General features: G+C 59.7%; 29 protein-coding genes and 1 pseudogene. 10 read left to right on the top strand and 20 right to left on the bottom strand.

All coding sequences use genetic code 11. The features are described from left to right. Window positions 1–53 precede the first annotated feature (53 nt). From SynA1528_RS06675 to SynA1528_RS06660, 5 genes and pseudogenes are all read right to left on the bottom strand, one after another. Window positions 54–1,265, bottom strand: a pseudogene (locus SynA1528_RS06675) (flotillin family protein). Next, window positions 1,265–1,855, bottom strand: coding sequence for a flotillin family protein (locus tag SynA1528_RS13235; protein WP_286187756.1), 591 nt, complete (start codon window positions 1,853–1,855; stop codon window positions 1,265–1,267). The pseudogene SynA1528_RS06675 and the gene SynA1528_RS13235 overlap by 1 nt, the downstream one beginning before the upstream one ends. A 33-nt stretch (window positions 1,856–1,888) precedes the next feature. Continuing rightward, entirely contained in the window at window positions 1,889–2,596 is a 708-nt protein-coding gene (locus SynA1528_RS13230) for a flotillin family protein (protein ID WP_286187755.1), read from the bottom strand. Between the two features lie 48 nt (window positions 2,597–2,644). Further along, entirely contained in the window at window positions 2,645–3,151 is a 507-nt protein-coding gene (locus tag SynA1528_RS06665) for an NfeD family protein (protein ID WP_186586082.1), read from the bottom strand. Window positions 3,152–3,172: 21 nt separating this feature from the next. Beyond that, window positions 3,173–4,504 (bottom strand): 1-acyl-sn-glycerol-3-phosphate acyltransferase, encoded by a 1,332-nt coding sequence (locus SynA1528_RS06660; RefSeq protein WP_186586081.1) that lies wholly within the window; start codon window positions 4,502–4,504, stop codon window positions 3,173–3,175. Window positions 4,505–4,600: 96 nt separating this feature from the next. Between SynA1528_RS06660 and SynA1528_RS06655 the strand changes: the two genes are divergently transcribed. Beyond that, entirely contained in the window at window positions 4,601–5,449 is an 849-nt protein-coding gene (locus SynA1528_RS06655; protein ID WP_186588329.1) for a metal ABC transporter permease, read from the top strand. A gap of 10 nt (window positions 5,450–5,459) precedes the next feature. Beyond that, window positions 5,460–6,164 carry an SDR family oxidoreductase gene (locus SynA1528_RS06650; RefSeq protein ID WP_186586080.1) on the top strand — a complete coding sequence of 235 codons (705 nt, stop codon included), beginning with the start codon at window positions 5,460–5,462 and terminating at the stop codon, window positions 6,162–6,164. On the opposite strand, the gene SynA1528_RS06645 is transcribed toward SynA1528_RS06650, so the two are convergent. Genes SynA1528_RS06645 through SynA1528_RS06635 form a run of 3 tightly spaced genes read right to left on the bottom strand, consistent with a single transcriptional unit; the run spans window position 6,146 to window position 7,846 of the window. Beyond that, the gene (locus tag SynA1528_RS06645) at window positions 6,146–6,934 is read right to left on the bottom strand and encodes an ABC transporter ATP-binding protein (protein WP_186586079.1); all 789 of its coding nucleotides are present in this window, start codon (window positions 6,932–6,934) and stop codon (window positions 6,146–6,148) included. The genes SynA1528_RS06650 and SynA1528_RS06645 overlap by 19 nt on opposite strands. Then, window positions 6,924–7,355: an NUDIX hydrolase gene (locus SynA1528_RS06640; protein WP_186586078.1), complete on the bottom strand. Its 432-nt coding sequence runs from the start codon at window positions 7,353–7,355 to the stop codon at window positions 6,924–6,926. Before SynA1528_RS06640 ends, SynA1528_RS06645 begins: the two co-directional genes overlap by 11 nt. Continuing rightward, entirely contained in the window at window positions 7,352–7,846 is a 495-nt protein-coding gene (locus SynA1528_RS06635) for a hypothetical protein (protein ID WP_186586077.1), read from the bottom strand. Before SynA1528_RS06635 ends, SynA1528_RS06640 begins: the two co-directional genes overlap by 4 nt. 38 nt (window positions 7,847–7,884) lie before the next feature. Between SynA1528_RS06635 and SynA1528_RS06630 the strand changes: the two genes are divergently transcribed. Then, window positions 7,885–8,079 carry a hypothetical protein gene (locus SynA1528_RS06630; RefSeq protein WP_186588328.1) on the top strand — a complete coding sequence of 65 codons (195 nt, stop codon included), beginning with the start codon at window positions 7,885–7,887 and terminating at the stop codon, window positions 8,077–8,079. A 4-nt stretch (window positions 8,080–8,083) separates the two neighbouring features. On the opposite strand, the gene SynA1528_RS06625 is transcribed toward SynA1528_RS06630, so the two are convergent. Further along, entirely contained in the window at window positions 8,084–8,269 is a 186-nt protein-coding gene (locus SynA1528_RS06625) for a DUF8647 family protein (protein ID WP_186511489.1), read from the bottom strand. Between the two features lie 496 nt (window positions 8,270–8,765). On the opposite strand from SynA1528_RS06625, the gene SynA1528_RS06620 reads away from it, so the two are divergent. From SynA1528_RS06620 to SynA1528_RS06610, 3 genes are read left to right on the top strand one after another with little or no spacing between them, the layout of a single operon-like run. Then, the gene (locus tag SynA1528_RS06620) at window positions 8,766–9,179 is read left to right on the top strand and encodes a hypothetical protein (protein ID WP_186586076.1); all 414 of its coding nucleotides are present in this window, start codon (window positions 8,766–8,768) and stop codon (window positions 9,177–9,179) included. Beyond that, window positions 9,176–9,397: a chlorophyll a/b-binding protein gene (locus tag SynA1528_RS06615; protein WP_186586075.1), complete on the top strand. Its 222-nt coding sequence runs from the start codon at window positions 9,176–9,178 to the stop codon at window positions 9,395–9,397. The genes SynA1528_RS06620 and SynA1528_RS06615 overlap by 4 nt, the downstream gene beginning before the upstream one ends. A gap of 3 nt (window positions 9,398–9,400) precedes the next feature. After that, window positions 9,401–10,057 (top strand): methyltransferase domain-containing protein, encoded by a 657-nt coding sequence (locus SynA1528_RS06610; RefSeq protein ID WP_186586074.1) that lies wholly within the window; start codon window positions 9,401–9,403, stop codon window positions 10,055–10,057. Between the two features lie 5 nt (window positions 10,058–10,062). On the opposite strand, the gene SynA1528_RS06605 is transcribed toward SynA1528_RS06610, so the two are convergent. Then, entirely contained in the window at window positions 10,063–10,530 is a 468-nt protein-coding gene (locus SynA1528_RS06605; protein ID WP_186588327.1) for a DUF427 domain-containing protein, read from the bottom strand. Between the two features lie 97 nt (window positions 10,531–10,627). Between SynA1528_RS06605 and SynA1528_RS06600 the strand changes: the two genes are divergently transcribed. Then, window positions 10,628–10,966 carry a molecular chaperone DnaJ gene (locus tag SynA1528_RS06600; protein ID WP_286187754.1) on the top strand — a complete coding sequence of 113 codons (339 nt, stop codon included), beginning with the start codon at window positions 10,628–10,630 and terminating at the stop codon, window positions 10,964–10,966. A gap of 1 nt (window position 10,967) precedes the next feature. On the opposite strand, the gene SynA1528_RS06595 is transcribed toward SynA1528_RS06600, so the two are convergent. After that, window positions 10,968–11,063 (bottom strand): hypothetical protein, encoded by a 96-nt coding sequence (locus SynA1528_RS06595; RefSeq protein ID WP_042503531.1) that lies wholly within the window; start codon window positions 11,061–11,063, stop codon window positions 10,968–10,970. A 637-nt stretch (window positions 11,064–11,700) separates the two neighbouring features. Between SynA1528_RS06595 and SynA1528_RS06590 the strand changes: the two genes are divergently transcribed. After that, window positions 11,701–11,943 (top strand): hypothetical protein, encoded by a 243-nt coding sequence (locus SynA1528_RS06590; protein WP_186586072.1) that lies wholly within the window; start codon window positions 11,701–11,703, stop codon window positions 11,941–11,943. 491 nt (window positions 11,944–12,434) lie between these two features. Here SynA1528_RS06590 and SynA1528_RS06585 read toward each other — a convergent pair whose 3' ends face one another. The 7 genes from SynA1528_RS06585 to SynA1528_RS06555 form a co-directional block, all read right to left on the bottom strand. After that, on the bottom strand, window positions 12,435–12,701 hold the full coding sequence (locus SynA1528_RS06585; protein ID WP_186586071.1) for a hypothetical protein: 267 nt from the start codon (window positions 12,699–12,701) through the stop codon (window positions 12,435–12,437). Then, on the bottom strand, window positions 12,698–12,880 hold the full coding sequence (locus tag SynA1528_RS06580) for a hypothetical protein (RefSeq protein ID WP_186586070.1): 183 nt from the start codon (window positions 12,878–12,880) through the stop codon (window positions 12,698–12,700). The genes SynA1528_RS06585 and SynA1528_RS06580 overlap by 4 nt, the downstream gene beginning before the upstream one ends. 329 nt (window positions 12,881–13,209) lie before the next feature. Next, a complete protein-coding gene (locus SynA1528_RS06575) occupies window positions 13,210–13,746 on the bottom strand; it encodes a DUF1543 domain-containing protein (RefSeq protein WP_186586069.1) in 537 nt (178 codons plus the stop codon). Window position 13,747: 1 nt separating this feature from the next. Continuing rightward, a complete protein-coding gene (gene chrA / locus SynA1528_RS06570; RefSeq protein ID WP_186586068.1) occupies window positions 13,748–14,932 on the bottom strand; it encodes a chromate efflux transporter in 1,185 nt (394 codons plus the stop codon). Then, window positions 14,929–15,822 carry a methylglyoxal synthase gene (locus tag SynA1528_RS06565; protein ID WP_186586067.1) on the bottom strand — a complete coding sequence of 298 codons (894 nt, stop codon included), beginning with the start codon at window positions 15,820–15,822 and terminating at the stop codon, window positions 14,929–14,931. Before SynA1528_RS06565 ends, chrA begins: the two co-directional genes overlap by 4 nt. Before the next feature lie 50 nt (window positions 15,823–15,872). Next, complete coding sequence (locus SynA1528_RS06560) at window positions 15,873–16,049, bottom strand: hypothetical protein (protein WP_186586066.1); 177 nt, start codon at window positions 16,047–16,049, stop codon at window positions 15,873–15,875. Window positions 16,050–16,123: 74 nt separating this feature from the next. Continuing rightward, window positions 16,124–18,568 carry a ligase-associated DNA damage response DEXH box helicase gene (locus SynA1528_RS06555; RefSeq protein ID WP_186586065.1) on the bottom strand — a complete coding sequence of 815 codons (2,445 nt, stop codon included), beginning with the start codon at window positions 18,566–18,568 and terminating at the stop codon, window positions 16,124–16,126. Window positions 18,569–18,732: 164 nt separating this feature from the next. Here SynA1528_RS06555 and SynA1528_RS06550 point away from each other — a divergent pair, with 164 nt between their 5' ends. Beyond that, complete coding sequence (locus SynA1528_RS06550) at window positions 18,733–20,562, top strand: alpha-amylase family glycosyl hydrolase (protein ID WP_186586064.1); 1,830 nt, start codon at window positions 18,733–18,735, stop codon at window positions 20,560–20,562. 14 nt (window positions 20,563–20,576) lie between these two features. Here the strand turns inward: SynA1528_RS06550 and SynA1528_RS06545 are convergent, their stop codons facing one another. Further along, window positions 20,577–22,238, bottom strand: a complete 1,662-nt coding sequence (locus tag SynA1528_RS06545; protein WP_186588326.1) for an ATP-dependent DNA ligase — start codon at window positions 22,236–22,238, stop codon at window positions 20,577–20,579. 49 nt (window positions 22,239–22,287) lie between these two features. On the opposite strand from SynA1528_RS06545, the gene SynA1528_RS06540 reads away from it, so the two are divergent. Beyond that, window positions 22,288–23,040 (top strand): YdcF family protein, encoded by a 753-nt coding sequence (locus SynA1528_RS06540; protein WP_186586063.1) that lies wholly within the window; start codon window positions 22,288–22,290, stop codon window positions 23,038–23,040. A 150-nt stretch (window positions 23,041–23,190) separates the two neighbouring features. Here SynA1528_RS06540 and SynA1528_RS06535 read toward each other — a convergent pair whose 3' ends face one another. Continuing rightward, on the bottom strand, window positions 23,191–23,913 hold the full coding sequence (locus tag SynA1528_RS06535; protein ID WP_286187753.1) for a GAF domain-containing protein: 723 nt from the start codon (window positions 23,911–23,913) through the stop codon (window positions 23,191–23,193). Between the last annotated feature and the right edge of the window lie 90 nt (window positions 23,914–24,003).

The following is a 24,003-nucleotide window of genomic DNA, read 5'->3' as shown; positions in this document are numbered from 1 at the left end:
GAACGATGGATTCGAGATTTGATCCTGGCGAAGGTGTAGCCGAATGAACCGTTTCATTCGCTCTCGCTGACAGGCAACCGCAGGCCGGTGCTCTCCTGCAGTTGTTTCAGCAGGGTGGCCAGCGACAGGTTCATCCCCCCCTCCCGTTCGCCGATCAGGTTCACCTCCTCCACCTTGATCGGCTGAACGGTGTCGCTGAGCATCGTCAGCAGCGGTTCGAGTTTCTGCAACAGGAACAGTCGCTTGGCGTCATCGCCGGAGCGCTTCAGCGACTCCACCAGATCGCGCAGGCCCTCCGCCTGGGAGCGACCCTGCTCGACGATCGTGGCGGCCTCACCTTTGGCTTCGGCCATCATCGACTGGCATTCCGATTCCGCCGGGGCGATGACATCCGCTTCAAGCTGCTGCGTGACCTGCTACATGCGCTCCTGTTGCACCGGCAGCTCCGCCTCAGCGCGGGCCAGTTCAGCTCCCACCTGAGCCTGCACCTCAGCCACGAGGGCCTCACGACGCGTCAGGGCATCCTTCACCCGTTTTTCTGCATCGGCGGTGGCAACCGCGAGGTCCTTGTCGAGCCGCCTGAGGGCCGTGGTGCGTTCGTTCTCCGCCTGCTTCACCGCTGACTGCGACTTGGCTTCCGCTTCGGCAATGCGGGAATCGCGCTTCAGTTCCACCAGTTGCTTGCGGCCGATCGAGTCCAGATAGCGAACATCGTCGGAGATGTTCTGAATCTGCAGGGTGTCGAGCACAAGACCCAGTTTCTGCAGGTCGTCCTCCGCTTCCTCCAGCAGGGTGCGGGCAAAGGTGATCTTGTCTTCGTTCAGCTGTTCCGGCGTCAGGCTGGCCATCACACCGCGCAGGTTGCCTTCCAGGGTTTCCTTGGCGATGTGGCGAATCTCGTCCTGCTCCTTGCCGATCAGGCGCTCGATGGCGTTGTGGATTCCCGGTTCATCGCTGGAGATTTTGATGTTGGCCACCCCGGAGACGTTCAGTGGGATGCCTCCCTTGGAGTAGGCGTTTTCCACCTTGAGGTCGATGATCATGTTGCTCAGATCGAGCCGCATCACCTCCTCCAGCAGGGGAATGCGCAGGGCACTGCCGCCCCGCACGGTTCTGTAGCCGACGCTCTGGCCGCTGCCGGTGGTGCGGCGAAGTCCAGCGAAGATCAGCACCTCACTGGGCTGACAGATGTAATAGAGCTGTCGCAGCAGCACCACGAAAGCCCAGATGCCGGCGGCGCCGGTGAGTCCGAGGGCGATGAACATCAGTTGTCTCCTTGCTGGGTGGTGGACAGGGTGGCGAGCAGATCGATGCCGAGGATCTCTTTCACCTGCTCAAAGAACTGACGGACCACGACGTGGTTCAGGGCCACCAGGCTGGCGAGGCTGGTGGCGTCGTCGCCATCGAGGCTGGTGATCCGTTTCAGGGTCAGTCGGGATGGCAGCCGCGTGGCCTGGTCGAGCACCATCTCGATCTGCTGCAGCAGGAACACCAGTTCAGCGGTGCTGCCGGCGTCTTCCCACACCTGGGTGAGCAGGTCGTTGACCAGGGCGCTGGCCTTGACATCCTCTGCGGTGGCTGCAGCCTGGCCGCGGGCGCGCAGTTTCCGTGCCTTCTGGTTGGCCTGGGCAGGCAGCACCTCCTCCGCCTGCAGCCTCAGACGCTCCAGCTCCGAGCGCACCTTCTGCAGTTTCTGCTGTGCTTTGGCCTTGGCTTCCAGTTCCGCTGCCGTGGTGCGCTCCTCCTCGGAACGGGCCTGCTTCTCCATCTGCGCCACCTTGGTGCGCACCGCGTTGTCCTTCTCCAGAACCACGGTTTCGGCTTCGCTGCTGACCACCTCCGCCACTTCCTCCATCTCGGCCTCCTTGCGCTCCGCCTCCCCGATGGCTTACGACTCTGCGATTTTGGCGTCGCAGACGATCTGGGCCACCCGCCTGCGACTGATTGAGTTCAGGTAGTCCACGTCATCGGAGACGCTCTGAATCTTGAAGGTGTCGAGTTGCAGTCCGAGACGTCGCAGGTCGTCGCCGACGTCTTCAGCGATCCGCTCGGCGAAACGAAGTCGGTCCTCATTCACCTGTTCCGGGGTGAGCTGGGCCAGCACACTGCGGAGGTTGCCCTCCAGGTTCTCCCTGGCGACCTGCACGATTTCCTCAGGATTGCGGCCAAGGAAGCGTTCGATGGCGTTGTTGCGCACCTCCGGATCACTGCTCACCTTCACATTGGCGATCGCCTGAATGTTGAGCGGCGTGCCTCCCTTGGAGTAGGCGTTCTTCACCTCCACCAGCACCGGCAGCAGGGTCACATCCATGCGGCGGGCGGTCTCCAGGATTGGCTTGACGAAGGTCCATCCGCCATTGGCCACCACCCGGTATCCCTTGATGCCCTGCTGACCCTGGTTGCTGCGGCTGCCTGTGACCACCAGCATCTCGTTGGGCCGGCAGATGCGGATCATCCAGCGTCTGATCAGGTTCAGGGCGACCAGAAGGATGAACAGTGCTGCGACACCACCGATCACCGCTTCGCTCTGGTTGCGGTTGGAGGGAATGAATGCCGGAGTCGTGGCCTGGGTCTGAAGACCGGGTGGGTGCGTCATGGCGGCGGCAGGGTGACCCCTTGGGTAGCGCCGATTGGTAAGGCCGCCTCACGTCGCGTTCTCCAGCGCTTCCACCTCCAGGGTGTTGGCATCCGCCTGGATCACCACAACGCTGGTGTCGCGCAGCAGCTGTCCCTGGCTGCAGCGGGCCGGCCGACGAATCAGGCTGCCGCGCACATTCAGTTCCACAAACCCCCGCTCGCCAGGTTCAATCGTCAGGGAAACCCTCCCCTGGTGGCCGATCAGGTCATCGCTGCGCACCAGGCTGTCCGCCTCGCGGCGGGCCAGGGTCCTGAGGATTCGATTGGCACCCCATCCCATCAGCAGCCCCATGGGCAGGGCCACAGCACTGGGGGGAATCCAGGACCCCGGCGGACTCAGCAGCATCATCAGCACGCCGCAGAGCCCGAACCCGGTCAGCCCGAAGGACCAGAACGGTGTGCTGAACAACAGGGACAGGTTGCCGGCTTCACCGTCCAACCCCGCCTCGTTGTCGAGGGAGAGGCTGATCAGCACTGCGCCAGCCAGCAGGCAAATGAGATAGGCGATGAGCATGAGCTTTCCTTGGGTGTGGATTCAGGCTGGAGAGATCAGGGAGCTGAGCTCCTGTTCCAGGGCCTGGGTGAGGTCCTGGACGGCACGACGCCGGTTGCGGTGATAGTCCTTCAGCCGGTTCTCCACCGGCAGGGGATCACCGAGACTCAGTTCCACCCGCTGGGGTCCGAGGGAAGGGCGGGCTGGCCAGGGTTTGGCTTCGATCCACCCGATGGCTTCCTCCACCAGCAACAGCATCTCGGCCAGACGGTCGAAGTCCGGCTGATCACTGACGTAATGACCGCTGACGCTGGTGAAATGCTCCACCAGTCGCATGCGGCTGAGCTGCAGATCAGCTTCCTGGGCTTCCCAGTCCGCCAGGCCCCGCTCAAGCGGCGGCAACTGGTCCAGCTCTTCCCTGTAGATGCGATCCCAGGCGGCCTGTTCGATCCGGCGGCAGCGTTCCTGCAGGTTGCCGCCGGCCTTCAGCTGGAAATGGGCCTCCGCAGTGGCCAGCCCGTGCAGTCGGTAGCCCTCGATCCGTTCGGTGAGGCTTGTTCCTTCGGGAGGCTTCAGCCGTTCCAGTTGCTCAAGCGCCTTCATCAGGTGGGCACCGATGCGCAGCAACCGGTCCCGACGGGGGCTGATCGGGTCTTCGGCCGGCTCCTGCTCCGGCTCCACGCCGAGATGTCTCTCCAGGGCGGAAAGTCGTTCATCGAGAGCGCTCCAGCGCTGCTGGCGCCAGCTGTAGCGGATGCCGAGCGGCAGCAACTGCAGCTCTCGGCTGTCGTTGGCTTTGGCGAGATCGTCGGCCGCCCAGAAGGCGAGCTGCGCCACCCCTGGCTCCAGTGGCGCCATCTCTCCGGAGAGGTTGTTGGTGGCGCCCTCCGGTGCCACCACTAGGGCATGGAGACCCTGCGCCAGGGTTGCTCGCGCCTGGGCCAGGGCCGGACGGTCAAGCCGGCCGCGATGAATGGCGATTCCTCCGCAGCGCTGCAGCAGCCAGCCGATCAGCGGGCCGGCCCAGATCGGGATGCCGCGGTCGTAGAGGAAGCGCAGCTCCACTGGCCGTGGCAGGGGTTTGCGCCATGCGGCGGCCTCCGCGGGGACCCGGTTCCAGAACAGATCCGCCAGCACCAACGGGTCCCGGGTGCTGGGGTGACGGAAGGCAATCAGAAGCGTGCTCTCACCAGCCTGTTGCGCATCAAAGGCCCTTGCCAGCCCTTCCGCAGCGTTACCGCTGCGCAGTTCAAGGCCCTGCAGCCGAAACAGCCTGGGAAGCAACCGCCGGATCAGACCCTGCACAAGCCGGCTCGGCCGTGTCGGCAACCGGCGCAGCGCCGGCCTGGCGATCAGGGTGGAGGCGCGGGGCATCGAGCCGAAGCCTGGATCCCCATCCTGAACGTTTTCCGCATCAGCTCAACTGTCTCTTTCATGGTTGAGGATGTGGGCAACGCTGTCTTGCACTGCATGGACTGGCTGCTGGAACCCCTCAGTCACGCCTTCATGGTGAGAGCGCTGTTGGTGAGCGCCCTGGTGGGAGGCGTCTGCGGACTGCTCTCCTGCTACATGACCCTGAAGGGTTGGGCGTTGATGGGGGATGCCGTCTCCCATGCGGTGCTGCCCGGCGTGGTGGTGGCCTACGCCCTGGGCCTGCCCTTTTCGCTGGGGGCCTTCGTCTTCGGTGTGGGGTCCGTGGCGGCGATCGGGTTTGTGAAGCAGAAATCCCGGGTCAAGGAAGACACGGTGATCGGGCTGGTGTTCACCGGGTTTTTTGCTCTGGGCCTGGTGCTGGTGTCCAAGACCCGCAGCAACATCGATCTCACCCACATCCTGTTCGGCAATGTTCTCGGCATCACCGAGGGAGACATCCAGCAGACGCTGCTGATTTCAGCCCTGGTGCTGGTGCTGCTGCTGCTGTTCCGGCGGGACCTGATGCTGTTCTGCTTTGACCCCACCCACGCCCGCTCGATCGGAATCAACACCGGGGTTCTGCACTACATGCTGCTGGGTCTGCTCTCTCTGGCGGCGGTGGTCGGCCTGCAGACGGTTGGCATCATTCTGGTGGTGGCGATGTTGGTCACCCCCGGCGCCACGGCGTACCTGCTCACCGACCGTTTCGATCGCATGACCGTTCTGGCGGTGATCAGCAGCGTTCTGTCCAGTGTCCTTGGCGTGTTCATCAGCTACTGGACCGACAGCTCCACCGCCGGCTGCATCGTGCTTGCCCAAACGGCACAGTTCCTGCTGGCCTTCCTCCTGGCACCACGCCATGGTGTGCTCAGGCGGTCCCAGGGGCAGTTGACTGGAGATCTCTGAGACAAGGTTGATGCAGCGGTTGGCGGTGTCCGGTGCCTCCGGCAAAACCGGATGGCGATTGGTGGAGGAAGCCCTGGCGCGCGGGCTGTCCGTGCGGGCCATCGTGCGGCCGGAGTCGCTGGTGCCTCCGGCCTGGGCGGCAGCCGAGCGGGATCAACGGCTGCAGGTGCATCGGCTTGATCTCAGTTCGGGCGAGGCGTTGCTGCATGCCCTGAAGGGATGCACAGCACTGGTGATTGCCACGGGCGCCAGACCCTCGATCAATCTCGCGGGCCCGCTGCAGGTGGATGCTGCCGGGGTGCAGGCGCAGGTGCAGGCCTGCCGCGCCGTCGGTCTCCAGCGGGTGGTGCTGGTGAGTTCCCTCTGTGCCGGCCGCTGGCTGCACCCGCTCAATCTGTTCGGACTGATCCTGGTGTGGAAACGACTGGGTGAGCGCTGGCTGGAGCGCAGCGGCCTGGATTGGACCATCGTCCGCCCCGGGGGCCTCAGTGAAGACGACGGGCGTGCTGAGGCGGAGGGGGTTGTGTTCACCGCTGCCGATCAGCAGCAGAGCAACAGCATTCCCCGCCGCCTGGTGGCGCGGGTCTGCCTCGATGCTCTGGAGGTTCCGGCCGCATGTGGTCGCATCATTGAAATCACCAGCTCGCCCGCTCAGCCGATGGACAGCCTGCAGCAGTGGCTGGAGGCAGGCCCTGGTCAGGCCGGCAGCACCTGACGGAAGCCATTGGCGTGCACCACCTGCAGCGGCGTTTCAAACAGCTTGCTGAGGGGGTTGTCCTGAAGCATCGCCTCGGGACAACCATCCCCCACGATCCGGCCGCTGGATAGAAACAGCACCCGCTGCATCTCCGGGACGATCGTGTCGATGCGATGGGTCACCTGGACCACGGTGGTGCCCTGGCGGCAGAGCTGCCGCAGGGTGTGGAGCAGTCGATGGCAGGCCTTCAGATCCAGGGCGCGACTCGGTTCATCCAGCACCAGAACCTCCGGTTCGTGCACCAGGGCCCGGGCGATCAACAGCCGACGTTTCTGACCGTCCGACAGCGTCCCGAAGCGTTGCTCGGCGATCGACTGCAGATCGAGCTGCTCGAGGAGCCGGTCGCTGTGCTCCCGTTGAGCTGTGCTCGGCACCTGGTCACGGCCCAGACCCATGGAGCCGAACAGGCCGCACTGCACCACCTCCCGGGCAGGACAGCGCGCCGGAATGCGTAGCTCCAGTTCACTGGTCACCACCCCCAACCGCCGCCGCAACCGCCAGAGATTCACCGTGGATGCCCCGAACAGCTTGAGGTGGGCCGTCGGTTTGACGATCGGATGCAGGCTGCGGTCGATCAGCTTCACCAGGCTGCTCTTGCCGGCCCCGTTGGGCCCCAGCACGGTGGTGGATTCCCCCAGTCGCAGTTGCAGAGACAGGTCCCGCAGGACCGGTTGCTCCCCCAGCCAGGCTTCGCCGTCCTTGATGTCGAACCAGGCTTCAGCTGTCATTCATTTCGGCCAGCAGACGGCGAATGACGATGGTCAGGCCTGGGGCGATCGGACGCAGTTCCTGACAGTGATCGCTCCAGATCATCTCGCTGCCGAGCTCCTCGAGGCTGGCGAGTTTGAGGTCCTGCCCTTCCTTGAGCTTCAGCTGGTCCAGGGGCACCGTCAGCGCGCCCCGGAACACTTGGGCGGTGCGGCTGCTGCTGGCATCGCTGAACCAGTGCTGCAGTGGTGCGGAAGGGCACCAACTGATTTCTTCCTCCAGTTCGCGCTGAACAGCCTCAGCCGCTGACTCCCCCGGCTCAACATGGCCCCCGAACAGACCCCAGTGACCCGGGTAGATGATCGAGTCGATATCATCACGGAGCTGCAGCAACCAGCGACCATCCCGCTCGAGCATGGCCAGGGCGACGCTGATGGTCATCGCTGCAGCGCAGGGTCCTTCACCCATAGCGCCAGACCTCCCCCGCGCCCGCGGGCACAGAGCCAGTTGGCGTCCTTGCCCACGCCGATGAGGGCAAAGAAGGGCATGCGCTGCGGCTGCGGTTGGGCCAGGTTTCGTTCGAACAGACGTGTTGAACCGAGCATCACCCGCACGGTTGAGAAGCTGAACTGCAAAAGGGGCCGGCGACCCACCAGGCAGGCGCTCCCCTCGAAGCGAAGCTGCAGCGGCCCAAGGCTCACCTGGTTGGCGATCCGCAGATCTGCTTCCTGCACCTCCAGTTCCAGACAGGCCTGGAGTGCGCGCAACAGCAGCGAGGAGGCCTTCGGTGCGGCCGCGCCTTGACGCGACCAGGTGGTGTTCAGCCACCAGCAGCCAGCGAGGTGTTGGGGCGTTATCCCTGTCCCCTGCTGCCGGGCCTGACGTTCCAGGTCAAGGACAACGGCGGAGTCCAGCGGCAGATCTGAGGTCATGGGAAGCTTCCGTGACGCCATCCTTCCGGATCCTGCCGATGCAGCGCGATCAGCCTCGGACACCTGCGTTGATGGATCTTCTGCTGCGGGGATTGAGGATCGGCGCTAGCACCGTGGCGATCGTCGAGCTTCTGCGCAGCGATTGGCTGGGGGGCGGCCTGGCCAGCCTGGCCTGGCTGTTGTTTGTTCAGGTGGAGCGCCGTCGGGCTGCTGCTCAGCAGCCCGAGCCTTGATGCTTCAGGCCTTGGTCTGAAGGATGGAGTCGATGCAATTCGGATGCTGTTTGATGTACGCGTTGAACTCCATGGCCAGCAGCCGGGCTTCATAGGCATCACTGGCGTAGAAGCAGGACTCCAGTTTCTCTCCGTTTGAGTTCTTGTGGCGAACGGTGTAGGGAGTCCGTCCCTCAGTGGTTGTTGACATGATTTCTGAGGCGTAACGATCTCAACATGACACGTTCAATCTGCCTGATGCCATAACCATTTGTTCATGTTTGCGTTTCAACGCTTCGTAAAGTTGTTGGTATTAATTCATTCCAAGTGAATAATCCGGCGAGCATTTTCACTCATCTGGGGGATGTGCAAAGCCTTTGCTTCGCTGATGCTGAATGCATTCGAGGGGTTTCAACATCCCCTTCCACGACAGAGGAATCAGCCATGACCACCACCCAAACCAGCCAAACCAAAACCGCTTTGCAGTGCTTGCTGGCCGTCGTCTTCGGCTTCATCTTCTGTACAGCTGGTGTCCACCGATCCAGCCCTGCGGGTGTTGTGAATCTGAGGGAACACAGTGTTATGCCCCTACTCAATGCAGGGGTTTTTTCTTGTTTTGATCGGCACCGCCTTCAACACGCAACATCCGCCTGCTGGACGCAACAGCCGCCTGCTGGGATGGAGTCATCTCCTTCGCCGTGGATTGAATGCTGAAACTTCATCGTTGGACCGGCGCCGCCCTTGGGCTGCTTGCTGTTGTGCATGGGGCCGCCGCCCTGGCGGACTGGCGCCCGCAGCCGGAGCCTGAGGAGTGGCGGCAGGTGCGGGAGGCTCACCTGCCGGAGCCGACGTGGCAGTTCATGGAGGCGATCCGCAATGACCGTGTTCAAGCAGCGGAGTACCTGCGAGCTGCTCAAGCTGTGGGGGACACCGTTGAGTTCAGTGCCGCCCTGCTGCTGAAAAAAGCGGGTCAGACCGAATGGTCGACCAGGGTGCTGGCGATGCGGGCTGTGTGCGCAGACGGTCGTCTGGAGCGACGTTCCTCCTATCAATCCTGGTCGTCATACCCCATTCGACCAGATACGCCCGTTAAGGTCCGCTGGTCCTGTTCGTTGCCATGACGCGGCCGGCTTTTCAGTACGAGCAACCCGAGCGCTTCGGAGAGTCGCTCACCACGGCACGCCCCTGGAATCAGTCGGCGCTGACCTTTGTCGAGGGACTCAACGGACGTGCCGCGATGGTCGGTTTCGCGGCTGCGGTGCTTGGGGAACTGCTTACCGGCCAGGGCATCGTCGGACAACTGACCGGCGTGGTGCGTTGGTATCTGGAGCTGGGTTGAGCCATGCCGGCCGTTAGAGTTCTTCAGGAATCCCAGCGCTACAAGCTGGATGGCAGCGATGACGCGCTTTTCTACAGCGAGCCACGCTTCGTCCATCACCTCGATGCCGGCTTCCGGGCTCGCTTGACGCAGCTCTACCGGGAGCGGATCCCCCCCTGCGCTGAGGTGTTGGACCTGATGAGCAGCTGGGTCAGTCATCTGCCAGAGGACATCGCCTATGACACCGTTTTGGGCCATGGGCTTAATGACGAGGAGCTGGCGGCCAATCCGAGCCTGGATCGTCACTGGGTGCAGAACCTCAACCGCGATCAGGTGCTGCCCCTCGACAACGACAGTGTCGACTGCACCTTGATCGTGGCCGGCTGGCAGTACCTGCAGCAGCCTGAGGCCATTGCGGCTGAACTCCTGCGGATCACCCGTCCCCGAGGCCAGGTGATCGTGGCTTTCAGCAACCGCATGTTCTTCACCAAGGCCCCACAGGTCTGGACCGATGGTGACGACCGTGATCACCTCACGTATGTGGCTTCGGTGCTGATGGCCCAGGGCTGGCCCAAGCCGGAGATCGTGGCGGAACAGACCCGCGGAGAGGGAGTCATGGGACTGCTCGGCGGAAAGGGTGATCCGTTCTTTGCGGTGGTGGCCACCAAGCCCCTGGGCTGATCTGATCAGATCAGTTCAGGATGGTTTGGATCCCCTTTGAAGGGGCCTTCCACCTGGGACGTGATCCAACCGCCGTAAAACCCTCCCTGCTGGGGCACCACCCGTTCACCATTCACCCAGCAGGAATCCATCAGGCCGGGGTAGAGGGCGTACCAACCGGCCAGTTCCCGAAAACGTTCACTGGGGCTGTTGTAGGTCCACACCGGCCGGGAGAGTCGTTGGTCTCCCACCACCACGTCGAAATAGCTCGCCACTCCCTTCCACTCACAGAACGAAGGTCGCCCCGCGGCGGGCACCAGCAACCCGGAGTTCATGGCTTCCGGAGGCAGGTAATAGGTGGGTGGATGGAAGGTTTCCAGCACCCGCAGACTGCTCCGGGTCTCCGCCAGGACTTCGCCGAGAACCTCCACACGAACGTGGTCCTGGCAGGCTTCCAACCGAGGTGGTCGGGGGTAGTCGCGGACACGCTCCATGGTCACTCTGGTGGTTGTCAAAGCACGGGGTCACGCAGATCACCGAAGCCGGGACCCGCGATCAGTCATTGTGGCGCCCTTGGTGGAGAGTCCTTCGGTGGCGAAAACGTCTGGGTTCGGTGGTGCTAGCGGCGGATTCGGTGGTGGCATCGGTTCAGCCGGTAAGAAGGCCGCCAAGTGCAAGCCTGGCAAAGCCAACCATCGCCGCGAACAGTGCCCGATGGGCCGCGACCCTGACATCGAGGCCATCAAGGCCCGTCAGAGCCTTGGATTGCCTCTCACCGGCCGATTGACAGAACAGCAGGTGAAGCGCGCTCACAAGCTGCTTGCGGTGAAGCATCACCCCGACAAGGGCGGTGATCCAGAGATGATGACGCGTTACAACAACGCCCGCGATGTGCTCCTGGAGCCTGAGATGGAAGCGATCGTCGGTTGATTCAGCGGGCAGAACGGACCAGCACCAACCAGCAGATCAGGAGCAGGCCACTGAGGCTGACCACGGTGTAAATCCAGTCCGCGTAGGGGGTCCACATCGATCAGTCGCGATCCCAGACCAGCAACAGCACGGCAAAGACTCCGCCAAACACCAGAAATGGTGTGGCGATGGTGACCAGGGACTGGGTGTCCATCCAAAACAGTTGAAGCGCTTTGATCTTCAGGGCCCTGGTCCTGCCCTGTCAAACAGGAGTCACGCAGTGAGATTCTAAAATCCAGGTTTGATCAACGCCCAACCAGGTGAGTCAACTGGAGGGGATTTGATTCGTATCCCGTGTTTTTTGAGGAAATGTTCGCAGCCGTACGGATTTTTGGTTCCTTGATGAACACTTTTATGTTGTTTCCAAGTTGACGTGTCCGGCGAACCTTGTTTTTTGCATTGAGTGGGCCGATGATTTGCGGGCTTCATTTTTCTGCATGCAACTGAATTTTCTCGGTAATACCTATATCAAGTCCTCTGACCTTCAGGTAAAACCTGATATTCAACTGCGTTATCAGGGCAAGTTTTTATCAGGCTCGCAGGCTAGATGCCCTCAATGCGTTGGCATCCAACGCGATCGTGTTGACGTACCGCGGCGTTTCTTACACGAAATGAACACAAGCGAATCGGGTTGTTTCTGAGGCGATGATTCCTGAATAAATCTCGTATAATGGCTCAATCGTTGAGATTGAGCCGTGGCAAGATTGAAAAATCCTGTTATTGACACCAGTGTTGTTGTCTTGGGTGCGGCCGTTGCTTTGGGTGAACGTGTCCTGTTCCCTCTGCTCAAGGCAGCCGTCGCCACGCTCGAGTCGCTTGTGACGTCCCTTGAGGCGACATCATCACCGCTGCCGCAGCTGGAGGTATCGACGAAAGAGTTTGAGCTTGTTGAAGCGATTCAACCGGTTGAGGTGAAGGAATCCATCGCGACCCGTTAGTCGCGACTCCAGCGATCGTCTCCACAATCGGAGCGTTCATATTGCTTTTTTGCCAGCCTGTAGTCATCCGTGTCACTTCGGAGTTGTTCGCTGGCTGCTTCCTGAACTGCAGGATCATCGGCTGAGGCAATTCTCAAGCGCAGGATCGACATGCGTGATCCCAACTTATTCATGGTTCGTTGGATGAATTCGCACTCCGTCATGGCATGCGCAGGACCTGCTGTGATCAATCCGACGGTCACTGCGAAACACCAAGAGTGGTATTTATTTGCGCTCACTTAGTTTGAATTCGTTGAACACAGCCTCGGCTTCCGCGTATTCCTTTCGTTCTCTCAGTTCATAGATCAAAGCTTTCCACCAATCCCACGTATCCATCTGAATGAGTTCATCCAGAATCCCGTCCCGCATGTTCAATCTGCGATTGATCAAACGTTAGGAAGCGATCCAGGCCCGTCAATCGGTCTTCACATTTTGATGGCAAGGCGCTGCTGTCAACGGATCAGATTGGCCTTGAAAAATCCCAACCCCAAACCGAACCCGTGGCTCTTGTCCTGATGAAGGGTGATGGACAGATCGAAATCAAGGAGTCCATGGGCTTCGATGGCTTCACGGTCGAGCTTGGTCAAACCTGAGTTTTCGTAGTCCGTGAGGATCTGATCTCGGTTGTGTTCAAGAAAACCGATCAGCTGCTCGAGCAGGAATTGTCGCCATTCCTCTTTGTCGTGCTCCTGCAGCGGCTGAAGTTGCTCCCGGGTCATGACTGGTTGAAGCGGCTGTCCAGCCAACGCGAAAAGACATACACCGTGATGAACATCGGCAGGTAAACCACCCACATGTTGTCCAGATCGAGGGGGCTGTTGTTGACCAGGGTCAAGGCGATGTAACTCAGCACCATGTAGATCGACACACTCCGCAGCGCCGGAAATTTCTGAAACATGTTGTTCCCATCGACTGCATCGTTCTAGCCCGTTTCAGCCCTCTGCCGTTTCTTGTGATCGACACATTTGTGGCCCGGTCAATCCAGCTCGATTAGCAGAAGACAACACGGGACACGCTCTTGAATCGCTATATCCTTCGTGACGGCCAGGTTGTGACCTCGCCCCTTCCCTCGGAAGGCATGGATGTCTACTGCTATCAGGAGATGAATGGGGCAACCACCTGCATGTTCCTCTCTGACCGGGCGGAGGTGGCGTTCCTCATGAATTGTGGAGAAGAATTGAATGTCAGTTACACGGGTGGCCGTTGAGCTCGAAGCGTGACCTGGCTTCAGATCAAGCCGTAGCCGTACCAATCGGGACTGTCCGGCGGATCCACGCCCTCATTCAGGGGCGTCAGCTGTAGATGCCATTGCCCGTTGCCATCAATGGGTAACAGGTCGTCGAGCTCCGGCTCCTGCATCACGCCATGCAGATCGTCCTTGTGGATCTGCTCCAGTCCCTTGAGCCACCGACGCTTGGCTGACGCCTTGGCGGCAGCTGTGGATCGTGCCACCACCAGCCCGAAGTGATGGCGCTCCGCCATCGAGGTTGGGTCGTAAGCCCCGAGATTGACGAACCAGAGTTGGAGATCTGGAGTCGTCTGCTTCAAGGCAGCAGCACCCGGGACCACCTCCACCCTGTGGTTGTCGACGCGTTCAACGGCGCGATAACTGTCGAGGTGAAGTCCGCGCCGCAGTCCGATCCATTGCTTGATCAACTGGGGGTATGTGTCTTCGATCGTGTCTCCCACCACCCATCGCACGTCGTGCTGTTCGGTGTGGCAGCCACGACAACGCCCCCCCAGCACCACCAGGAACAGCTTCATCTCAGCCCAGCCACTCCAGCAACAGCCCGATCATCAGGGATGCGCCAATGAGGGGAAGCGGTTTCATGCGTCCGGTCACGCTCAGCCAAAGGGCCAGGCTGAACAACAGCAGCTGTAACCCCATCACTCCGTTCCCCACAGCCGTCAACGTCAGTGGGAGAGCTGCCCCCGCCACGGCTCCAGGCACCCCTGCCAGCACCCCACTCAGCACCGTCTTCACTGCGGGTTGATGGCGCAACCGTTGCAGGACAGGCGATCCCGCCAGGATGAACAGGAAGCTGGGAAGAAAAATGGCAGCCGTTGCCACACAGGCCGCCAGGACGGCGTAGCTGCCTCCCCCCTCCTGCCAGCCGGCCTGATAACCGACGAATGCACTGGTGAGCACAACGGGACCCGGTGAAATCTGACCGATGGCGACGCCATCGAGGAACTGGGCGGAGTTGAGCCAGCCCAGGGTCACCACCTGCTGCTCAAGCAAGGGGATGATCACCAATCCCCCGCCGAACACCAGCAAGCCAGTTTTGAAAAACACGGCGAACAGCTGGCCTAGCAAGCCCCATGAGCTCACCAGCAGGGGAGCTGTGGCCAGGGGGATCGGTGTCAGCAACCCAGTATTGCCTGCCGAAGGTGGCGTGGGTGCTGGTGGCGGTTGAGAACTCAACCATCGGCTCAGACCGGCCAGCAACAGCAACAGTCCCGCGGGCAGGGTCAGTGGCGTGAATGCGTTGATCAGTCCCCCCAGCATCACCAGGACAGCGGTGACGCGTTGCCATCCAGCTCGGCGGCTGCCCATGAGCTTCCAGGCAAAGGCCCAGATGATGGCCGCGATCACCGGTTGCAGGGTCTGCAGCGCGGTGGTGAAACTCGGGATCGACTGTCCATTGCGCCAGAGCTCACTCAGGCCCAGCACGATCAACAGCCCCGGCAGCAGAAAACAAATGCCGCTGATCAGGCCCCCGATCCAGCCACGCTGCAGCCAGCCCAGGTAGATCGCCATCTGGCTGGAGGCTGGACCGGGGAGTGCTTCACAGAGTCCCAGACCTTCATCAAAGCGGTTGCCATCAACCCAGCCACGGGTGTTGACGACCTCGTCCCGAAGCATGGCGATGTGGGCCTGGGGTCCACCAAAACCGAGAAGTCCAATCCGCAGATAAAGGCCAATGAAATTGACCCAGGAGTTGCTCATGGAGCCGAAACAACCTTTTTCTGCTGATTTCTGTAGTGCTCCAGCACGCGATTGGGAATCACTGCTTCCTCCGGATGATCCACCAACAGGTGGTTGAGAATGGCGGCAGCACCACCTGGGTTCGTGGCAAAGGGCACCTGATAGACATCACACAGCCGTCCTAAAGCCTCGATATCGGCATGGTGGGGATGGGCAGACAGCGGATCCCGAAAGAAGATCATTCCAAGGATGCTGCTTTCGGAAATCATTTTTCCAATCGCCTGATCCCCTCCAAGGGGGCCAGAGGCAACCTTCTTCGAAAGCATCAATCCTGTTTCCTGATAGAGCTTGATGCCTGTTGTTCCAGTAGCAATCAGATGAAACCTGCGCAATTTGTCCTGATGAGATTTTGCGAATTCCATCAGGCTTGGTTTCATCTCGTTGTGAGCGACAAGCGCCAGGAATTTTCTCTGGTCCCTGAAGCTGAGCCCTTCAACTTCGTGCAAGCGTTGATGGTGCAGATTCGTGTAGTGCTCTTTCAGCTTCTGTGCTGCTTTGGCATCTGTTTGAAGAAACTTTTCAAAATTCTTCAGTGCCAATCGTGCAACAACACTGTCAACGGTGCAGGTTGCCTGCTCGAAGCTGGTCCCATCTTCTGAAAACACTCCCTCACCAAAAATTTGCCCGGGATGGAGTTTGGTGATCTCATTGCCGTCGTGACTGAGTCGAACTTCTCCGCTTACCACGATCAGCAGGCTGCAGTCCGGCTCTCCTTCTTTCCTTAAAACCGTGTCTGCAGACACTGTTTCAAGGCCCAGATTCGGAGCGAAGGCAATGACTTCCTCATCGCTCAGAACATCGCTGAGATCACTGCTGGTGCTTAGAAACTCGATCAGTTGGATCGTTTTCATGGCCCAAGCAACTCTTACGCAAGAGTATGCAGATTGATCGCACCGGGCAATTACCGATGGACCATTCCGGTGTCGTGCAGACAACTCAGCAGTTGTGGACGTTTACCGTCCGCCATGTGCATCGAGGAGACAAAGGCTCTGCAGCAGCGCTGCTCTGAGCAGATCGTGACCCAGTAACCAGCCCCATCGTCAGTCGGGACAACATCGAAGCTGGTTGAATCGGACATCGAGCACTTGCCTGGAACATTCGTTAAACGGGACTTTCCGATGCTCGTCAACCCGAACAACAACGCATTGCGGCTCAGTCTTCCCGCCGCAGGGCTTCATCCCGCATGCGCTGAACCCGCTCGAGGACAGATTCATTGCTCATGCGGTTGTTGAGTCGTTCCACCAGCAGGGGAAACGCCAGTGGACCCGGTCGGGGTGTTGACACGTGCAGCCACTCCTGGACCGCGGCCCGCTCCAGGGCGGCCTCCAGTCGCGGCAGTTCGAGTTGTTCCTCGAGCACTTCACGTTGGGCCTGACGCAGCAGGCGATTCTCCGGTTCATGCCGGCTGAACACGTCAAACAGCAGCGATGCGCTGATCTGCAGCTGTCCCGTGCTCTTGCTGGACCCTGGAAAGCCGCGATTCATCAATCCGGCGATCTGGGCGATGGCGCGGAAGCGACGTCGTTGCAGTTCGGAGAGGTTCAAGGCGTTTTGCAGATCTCGCTTGAGGTTCTGTCGGTCCAGCAGCAGATCGCTGTGATCCTCCACCAGTTCGGCCATGGGGTAGCCCTTGGGAGCCAACAGCTCGAATCCGTAGTCGTTGACGGAAACCGTGATCGTTCCTCGCTCCAATCGGGTGAGACGGGACGCCCAGAGAAACCCGATCCCCTCATGCACGAAGCGTCCTTCAAAGGGGTAGGCATAAAGGTGGGTGCCCTCGCGGGTGGTGCAGGTTTCGATCAACAGCTGGCCGATCTTCGGCAGCACGGACAGGTCCTGTTGGCGTTCGAACAGTGGCTCAAGCGCCTTCAGTTCAGGAGTGTCCAGCTCACCGCGGCTGGCACGGTCCACCTCCAGCCGCAGGTGATGGGTGAGCAGGTCGGACAGCGCCATCTGGCCGCCGGCCCAGGCGGGAACGGTACGCGTTTTGCGGGTGCTCACCTTCACGTAAGCCGTCATGTCTCGGAGGCGGACGAATTCCAGCTGCCGACCCGAGAAAAAGAACACATCCTTCGGCTTCAGCTGGCTGATGAAGGTCTCTTCCACATGGCCCAGCACGGCCCCTCGCACAAAGCGCACCGTGATGGCCGGTGCGGCCGTGATCGTGCCGATGTTGAGCCGATGCAGCCGGGCAATCGCTTTGTCTCGGATCCGGTAGCGACTTGTTTCCCCATCCCATTCCAGTTTCCGGTAACGGGGATACGCCGTCAGGCATTCGCCGCCCTGTTCCAGGAACAGCAGGCACCAGTCCCAGTCCTGCTGCGATAGATCGCTGTAGGCAGCGCAGCTTCGAATGGACTCAAGGGTGCGATCGGGGTCAAAGCCAGGACCGCAGGCCAGGCTCGTGAGGTGCTGCAGCAGCACATCCATTGGTGCAATCGGTGGTTTGCGCTGTTCCACCAGTCCGTCCTCAAGGCCCCGCCGCACGGCACTCAGTTCCAGCAGTTCCAGGGCATTCGTGGGCATGAACAGCACCTGAGAGGTGCCGCCGGGCAAGTGGGCTGAACGCCCTGCGCGTTGCAGCAGTCGCGCCAGGTTCTTGGGGCTGCCGATCTGCACCACCTGTTCCACCGGTTGGAAATCCACTCCAAGATCCAGGGAGCTGGTGCACACCACCCAACGGATATCGCCGGCTTTGACGGCAGCTTCGATCGCCTCCCGTTCACTGCGGTCAATGGCGCTGTGATGCAGGGCCAGGGCGTCTTCCATTTCCGGGCAGGCAAAGCGCAGGCACTGGTGCCAGCGTTCCGACTGATTACGTGTGTTGGTGAACAGCAACGTGCTGACCCCCGGATTGAGCCGCGCCACCAACTCCTCGTACATCCGTAACCCCAGATGTCCGGCCCAGGGAAAACCATCGATGGATTCCGGGAGGATGCTGTGGATGTCGGTGCTGCGGGTCGGGGCACCACCCACGATCAACGGGTCGCCGTTTGCGCCGAGGGCATGGCGTGCCGCCTGTTCCAAGTTGCCGATGGTGGCGCTGATGGCCCAGGTCTGGAGCCTGGGGCACAGCTGACGCAACCAGCTCAGACAAAGCTCCGTCTGGCTACCGCGTTTGCTTCCCATCAATTCGTGCCATTCATCCAGCACCACCGTCTGCAGTCCGCTGAACAGCTCCTCCGCTTTGGGGTTGCTCAGCAGCAGTGTGAGGGACTCCGGTGTCGTCACCAGGATCTGTGGCGGCGTTTTCAGTTGTTTCGCGCGTTCGCTGCTGCTGCTGTCGCCGTTGCGGATGCCAACCCGTAGTGGCCACTTCATCTGCTTGATCGGCTCGCGCATGGCCAGTGCCAGGTCGCGACTGAGGGCTCGCAGGGGAGTGAGATACAAGAGGCGAATGCCCTGGGGAGCTGGGTCTTCATTCAGCATTCGGGCGATCGGCCCCATCACCGCCGCAAAGGTCTTGCCGGATCCCGTGGGCACTTGGATCAGGCCACTGTGGCCCTCGAGGTAGGCCTCCCACGTGGCCTGTTGAAAGGGGAGAGGAGTCCAGCCCTGGTGGTCAAACCACTCACGGATCGGATCAAGCGCGCGCACAAGTTCAGTTGGTATTCCGTGATGCTGGATCACGAACAAGGCGAGTGGAGCTTCAACCTTGTCTGGATTTGGTCAAAGTTCGCCACACGACACTCAGGTTTCCATTCTTTGACCACGATGTCGGCAGTGGCTTTCTTCCATTGTCTGATCTCACATCCGCTGTCTTGGCCGATCTCAAGCATCAGATGTTTGATGACCCGGTCGATTTCAGGTCTGAAGTGATTTATTTCCTGATTGTTGACCGTTTTCACGATGGTCACGATGTTGCTGGTGATCAGGAGGGTTCGGAAAAAGAAGAGGCCAAGGGGCTTTTTGACAAGTCCAGGCAAGACTGGGGGAAATACTGGGGTGGCAATCTGCAGGGAATTATTAACAAGATTGATTATTTAAAGGAGCTTGGTGTAACTGCGCTTTGGTTGTCTCCCCTGTTTGAACAGGTCAGCAATCTGCAGTTCAGTCGTGCACCGATGCATGGATATTGGACCCGTGATTTCAAACGGATCAATCCACGCTTCGTCAAGGTCGGCGAGTCAACCAGCATTTCGCAGTCTCCAACCCTCAAGACTCTTGTGGATGCCTGTCATGCGGCTGGTATCAAGATTGTGCTGGATATTGTTTGCAACCATAGTTCGCCTGATATCAATGGAAGCAAGGGTGTCGTGCTGGATGATGGTCAGCCCCTGGCTGATTTCAACCATGATCACAATGGTTTTTACTACCATGAAGGTGAAATTACTGATTGGGAAGATGAATATCAGCTGATCCATCTTGAGATGATGGGGTTGGCAACATTTAATGAAAAAAATATTCATTATCGCAATTACATCAAGTCGGCAATTCAGATGTGGCTTGATGCCGGTGTCGATGCCTTGCGCGTCGACACGCTCAAACATATGCCGATCTGGTTCTGGCAGGAATTCACCACAGCCATGAAGGCTCACAAGCCAGGGCTGTTCATGTTTGGTGAGTATGGCTTCAGCAAGCCTTGGGAGCAAAGGTCTGTTGATTACGCCAACAACATCGGCATGTCCATTCTTGATTTCGGTCTCTGTGATGGCATCCGCTTTTGCTTTTCTGGCCAGGAGCCTGGCGGCTTCCATCAGGTGGAACGGGTGCTGAACTATGACCGTGTCTATCAACGTGCCAATGAATTGGTGACGTTCATTGACAACCACGACATGCCGCGGTTCCTGTCCATTGTTCCGGATTCCCGCAAGCTGGATCTGGCCCTGGTCCTTTTAACCACGCTCCGTGGTGTTCCCTGTCTGTTCTATGGAACAGAGCAATACCTGAACAATGGAACCAATGGTGGTCAGGATCCCTACAACCGTCCAATGATGGAGTCCTGGGATATGTCAAGTCACTCGTTCAAGCTGGTCCAGACCTTGCTGGATCTGCGTCATCGCAACCAGGCTCTATCCCTCGGATCGCACCATACAGCTTGGATCAATGACGATTTCTACCTCTACACACGTAATTTTCGCGATTCCGCGGTGATGGTGATGGTCAACAAGAGTGATGATGATCATGTTGTTGATGCTGAAAATATTCAGATGCCCGATGGTTCCTACACCTGTTTGATCACAGGCTTTCCCGTGAACATCACTAACGGTCGCCTGCAGGGATATCGCGTACATGGCAATTCGGCCATGGTGATCAGTGCCGCAGGAGTTCCAGTGGAGGCCCCCCTGGTGGTGGTGTTCCAGATCAACGGATTTGAGACACAACCCGGTCAATCAATTGCCATTATTGGTGATTGTGACAAGATGGGCCATTGGGATCACGCCAAGGCCTATGGCATGGAATACGTCAATCAGAACACCTGGACAGCAACCGTCGGGTTCAATCGTTCGGGACCATCCGTTCTGAACTTCAAGTTCATTGTGTTCCAGGAGAATAGTGAGCCCATCGTCGAATATCTGATCAATCGCAAGACTGTTCTTCCCCAGGAAGGTCGGATTGCCGTTGACTGTTTCTGGAATCATGCCAATTGATTCCTGACCCGGATTCATGTTGCCGTGCTTTCGAGCAGTGTTTGCGCGGCGCCAAGGCAATCAGCCTCTTCGGCTGGTTTGTCTTGACGCCAGCGCAGAATCCTGGGGAAACGCACGGCAATGCCGGATTTGTGACGTTTGGACGGATGAATTCCTTCAAATCCGATCTCAAACACCAGGTCCGCTTTCACGGACCGTGCCGGTCCGAACCGTTGCAGGGTATTGCGGCGAATCCAGCGATCCAGTTCAAGAATCTCCTCATCATTCAACCCTGAATAGGCCTTGGCGAAGGTCACCAGCTGGGGTGGTTCCTCTTCATTCCAGAGCCCGAAGGTGTAATCGGTGAAGAGGTTGGCCCGTCGTCCGCTACCAGCCTGGGCGTAGAGGAGCACGGCATCGAGGGTCATCGGCTCAAGCTTGTGTTTCCACCAATGACCACGCTTTCGGCCGCTGAGGTAAGGGGAGTCAACAGCCTTCAGCATCAGACCCTCCGCCTTGTGCTGACGGGCGTTGTTGCGCTGTTCCTCGAGCACACTCCAGCTGTTCAGCCCCCAGCTGGGGCTGCGGTGCAGACGCCATGCCTCGCCATGGTCGACATGGCTCAGCACATCGTCGAGCTGTTGTTGTCGTTCATGCAGAGGCAGCTGCCGGATGTCGGCGCCGCCAATCTCCAGCAGGTCGTAGGCGACAAACCGCATCGGACACTCACGCTTCAGCGTGTTGCCCACTGTTTTGCGGCCGAGACGCCGCTGCAACTGATCAAATCCCAGGGGTGTTGCATCGCCTTCGCGCCAGCAGATCACCTCCCCATCCAGCACCGTTCCCTGCGGCAGGGCAGTCGCCACATCCACGAGCTCCGGAAAGCTGTCGTTCACCAGCTCTTCACCCCGGCTCCAGAGATAAACGCCCGTGCCGCGATGGATCAGTTGACCACGGATGCCATCCCATTTCCACTCAACCCGCCAGGCGCTGGCGGGTGTCTCCAACACACGTTCGGGCTCCAGTGGACTGGCCAGAAAGAAGGGGTAGGGGACGCCGCTGGATTGCTGTTCTTCGGGATCCTGCGGCCGAGACAAGGCAAGAAACGCGGCCGCTGAAGGCGTGAATCCCCCCATCAACCTCTGCACCACCAGGGTGTCCTCCAGGGCAAAGGCCCTGGCCAGAGCCCGGCTGATCAGGCCGGTGGACACACCGACGCGGAAGCCCCCGGTGAGCAACTTGTTGACGATGAAATGGCGTTCATCCGGCAGGGCATGCCAGAGGCTGAGCACAGCATCGGCCTGTTCGGTGTCCTTCAGAGCACCGATGGCAGGCAGCAGGGTTTCCATCCACCAGTGCAACGGTTGCTCTGCATTGATGGGGGGCAGATCCGTTGATTGGGGTTGAATTTGATCCCTGATGGCGGGCCAGAGCAGGCTGATCGTTTCGGCGGAATCGCCAACCTGTCCATGGCAGTCGGCGATCAGCCATTCCGGCAGTCCACCCCGATCCCGCAGGATGTCTCTCAACCGCCGGCCGGTGATCAGTCGCCTGCGCCGTTTACCGAGCATCAAGTGAAGGGCCCAGGCGGAATCCTCCGCTGGTGTGCTGCGGAAGTGGTCCGCCAGTGCCGTGACCTTGGCGTTGGTTCCATTCATCCGATCCAGTTGATCGAACAGGGCCTGGAAGGCCTTCATGGAGGCATGCATCTGGGGGCATCCTGACCAGTGAGCCCCACCTGCTGCCGTGGCCTATCTGCTCTCCAAGCTTCTGCCGCTTCTTGTGCTTCCCCTGGGAGCGGCTCTGGGACTGCTCGCTTGTGCCGTCGTGCTTCGTCGCCGCTGGCTGGTGGCTGCGGCCATGGCGCTGCTGTGGATTTTTAGCACCGATGTTGTGTCCCAGCTGCTGTGGCGATGGGTGGAACATCCCTGGCAACGGCGCTCCGTGGCGAGGGCACCGCGGGCTGATGCCATCGTCGTGCTGAGTGGTGGACGCCATCCAGCTCCGGGTTCCGATCGGATCAGCGAGTGGCACGATCCGGATCGTTTCCTGGCTGGCGTTGCTCTGTTCCAGGCAGGGCGCGCCTCACGCTTGCTCTTCACCCGTGGGCAGAACCCATTTCATCCTGGTCTGCCGCCGGAGGGTGAGCTCTATCGGGCTGAGGCTGTGGACCTGGGTGTGCCGGTGACATCGATCGGGCTGACGGATCGTGTGACGAACACTGCTCAGGAAGCGGAAGCGATCCGTCGTCTGCTTCCCCAGGATCAGCCAACAGTTCTCCTGGTCACCAGTGCCTTCCACATGCGTCGTGCTCAGGTGCTGTTTGAACGTCAGGGACTGACGGTGCAGCCCTATCCGGTGGATTTCCAGGCCCGCGCCCCCTGGGCCGGATCCATCTGGAATGACTCGCTGCAATGGTTACCCCGTTCTCGCAGCCTGGATGACAGTTCCCGGGCACTTCGGGAGTTGATGGGACGCCTGGTTTATCGCAGTTGGTGAGCGCAATCCCCCGGATGGGGGATGGATTTCAGCTGATTCGCAACGAAGGTGTGTCCAGTTGAGACAAGCCCATGACACGCCAACGCCTCGCAGGTGCCATCACCGCCTATGGCCTTCTCGCTGTGGCCCTCGCTCCTGTTGTTCTCGTGATCAACAGCCTGCCCGGCTGACCTCGGGAAAGTGCTTGCTCATGCAGCCCTGGCAGATTCCATGGCTGAAGTTCAGGGTGCTGTGCCGCATCATGTAGTCCTCGAAGGGCTGCCAGCTTCCGTTGCCATCCCTGATTTTGCGGCAGTAACTGCAACTGCAGATCAGGCCTTTGTTGTCTTGCAGTTTGCAGAACTCCTCCAGAAGACCAAGGGATTTATGGCGCAATTCCAATAAAATGACCACTTGATTTGCCAGTCGTTGCATCACGTGAATCTGAACACTTGTCAGAGACTTGGGCATGCGATCAATCACACAGAGTGTTCCAATCCTCTGTTGATTTGGTGTGTTCAGTGGAAAGCCGGCATAGAGACGGATGTGGGGATCCTCCTTTACCAACGGGTTGTCCTGGAACCGTTGATCCAATAAGGCATCTTCAACAATTAATGGCTTTGGGCTCAGAATCGTGTGTGCGCAGAACGAGATGTCGCGTTCTGTTTCCTGCTGATCACATCCCACGCGGGATTTGAACCACTGACGACTTTGATCGACCAGGGAGATCAGGGCGATCGGGGCATGGCAGATCATGGCCGCCATGCTGGTGATGTTGTCGAAACTCTCTTCCGGCTTTGTTCCAAGAATTCTGTATTCGCTGAGTGCGCGGAGCCGCTCAGCTTCGTTGATGGGCTTGGGCGCAGCTACCACAGACCCCCAGGACTGACTCATTCCGCGATAACCCTCTTCGGACCAGGGATGCCATAAAGAAACTTGAATATTAAGAAAACATTTGTAAGTCTTTGTCGCGCACTGTTGTCA

The organism is Synechococcus sp. A15-28 (assembly GCF_014280175.1).
Lineage (GTDB): Bacteria > Cyanobacteriota > Cyanobacteriia > PCC-6307 > Cyanobiaceae > Parasynechococcus.
The sequence above is the reverse complement of the archived record's forward strand: the minus strand, read 5'-3'. Positions and strand labels throughout refer to the sequence as shown.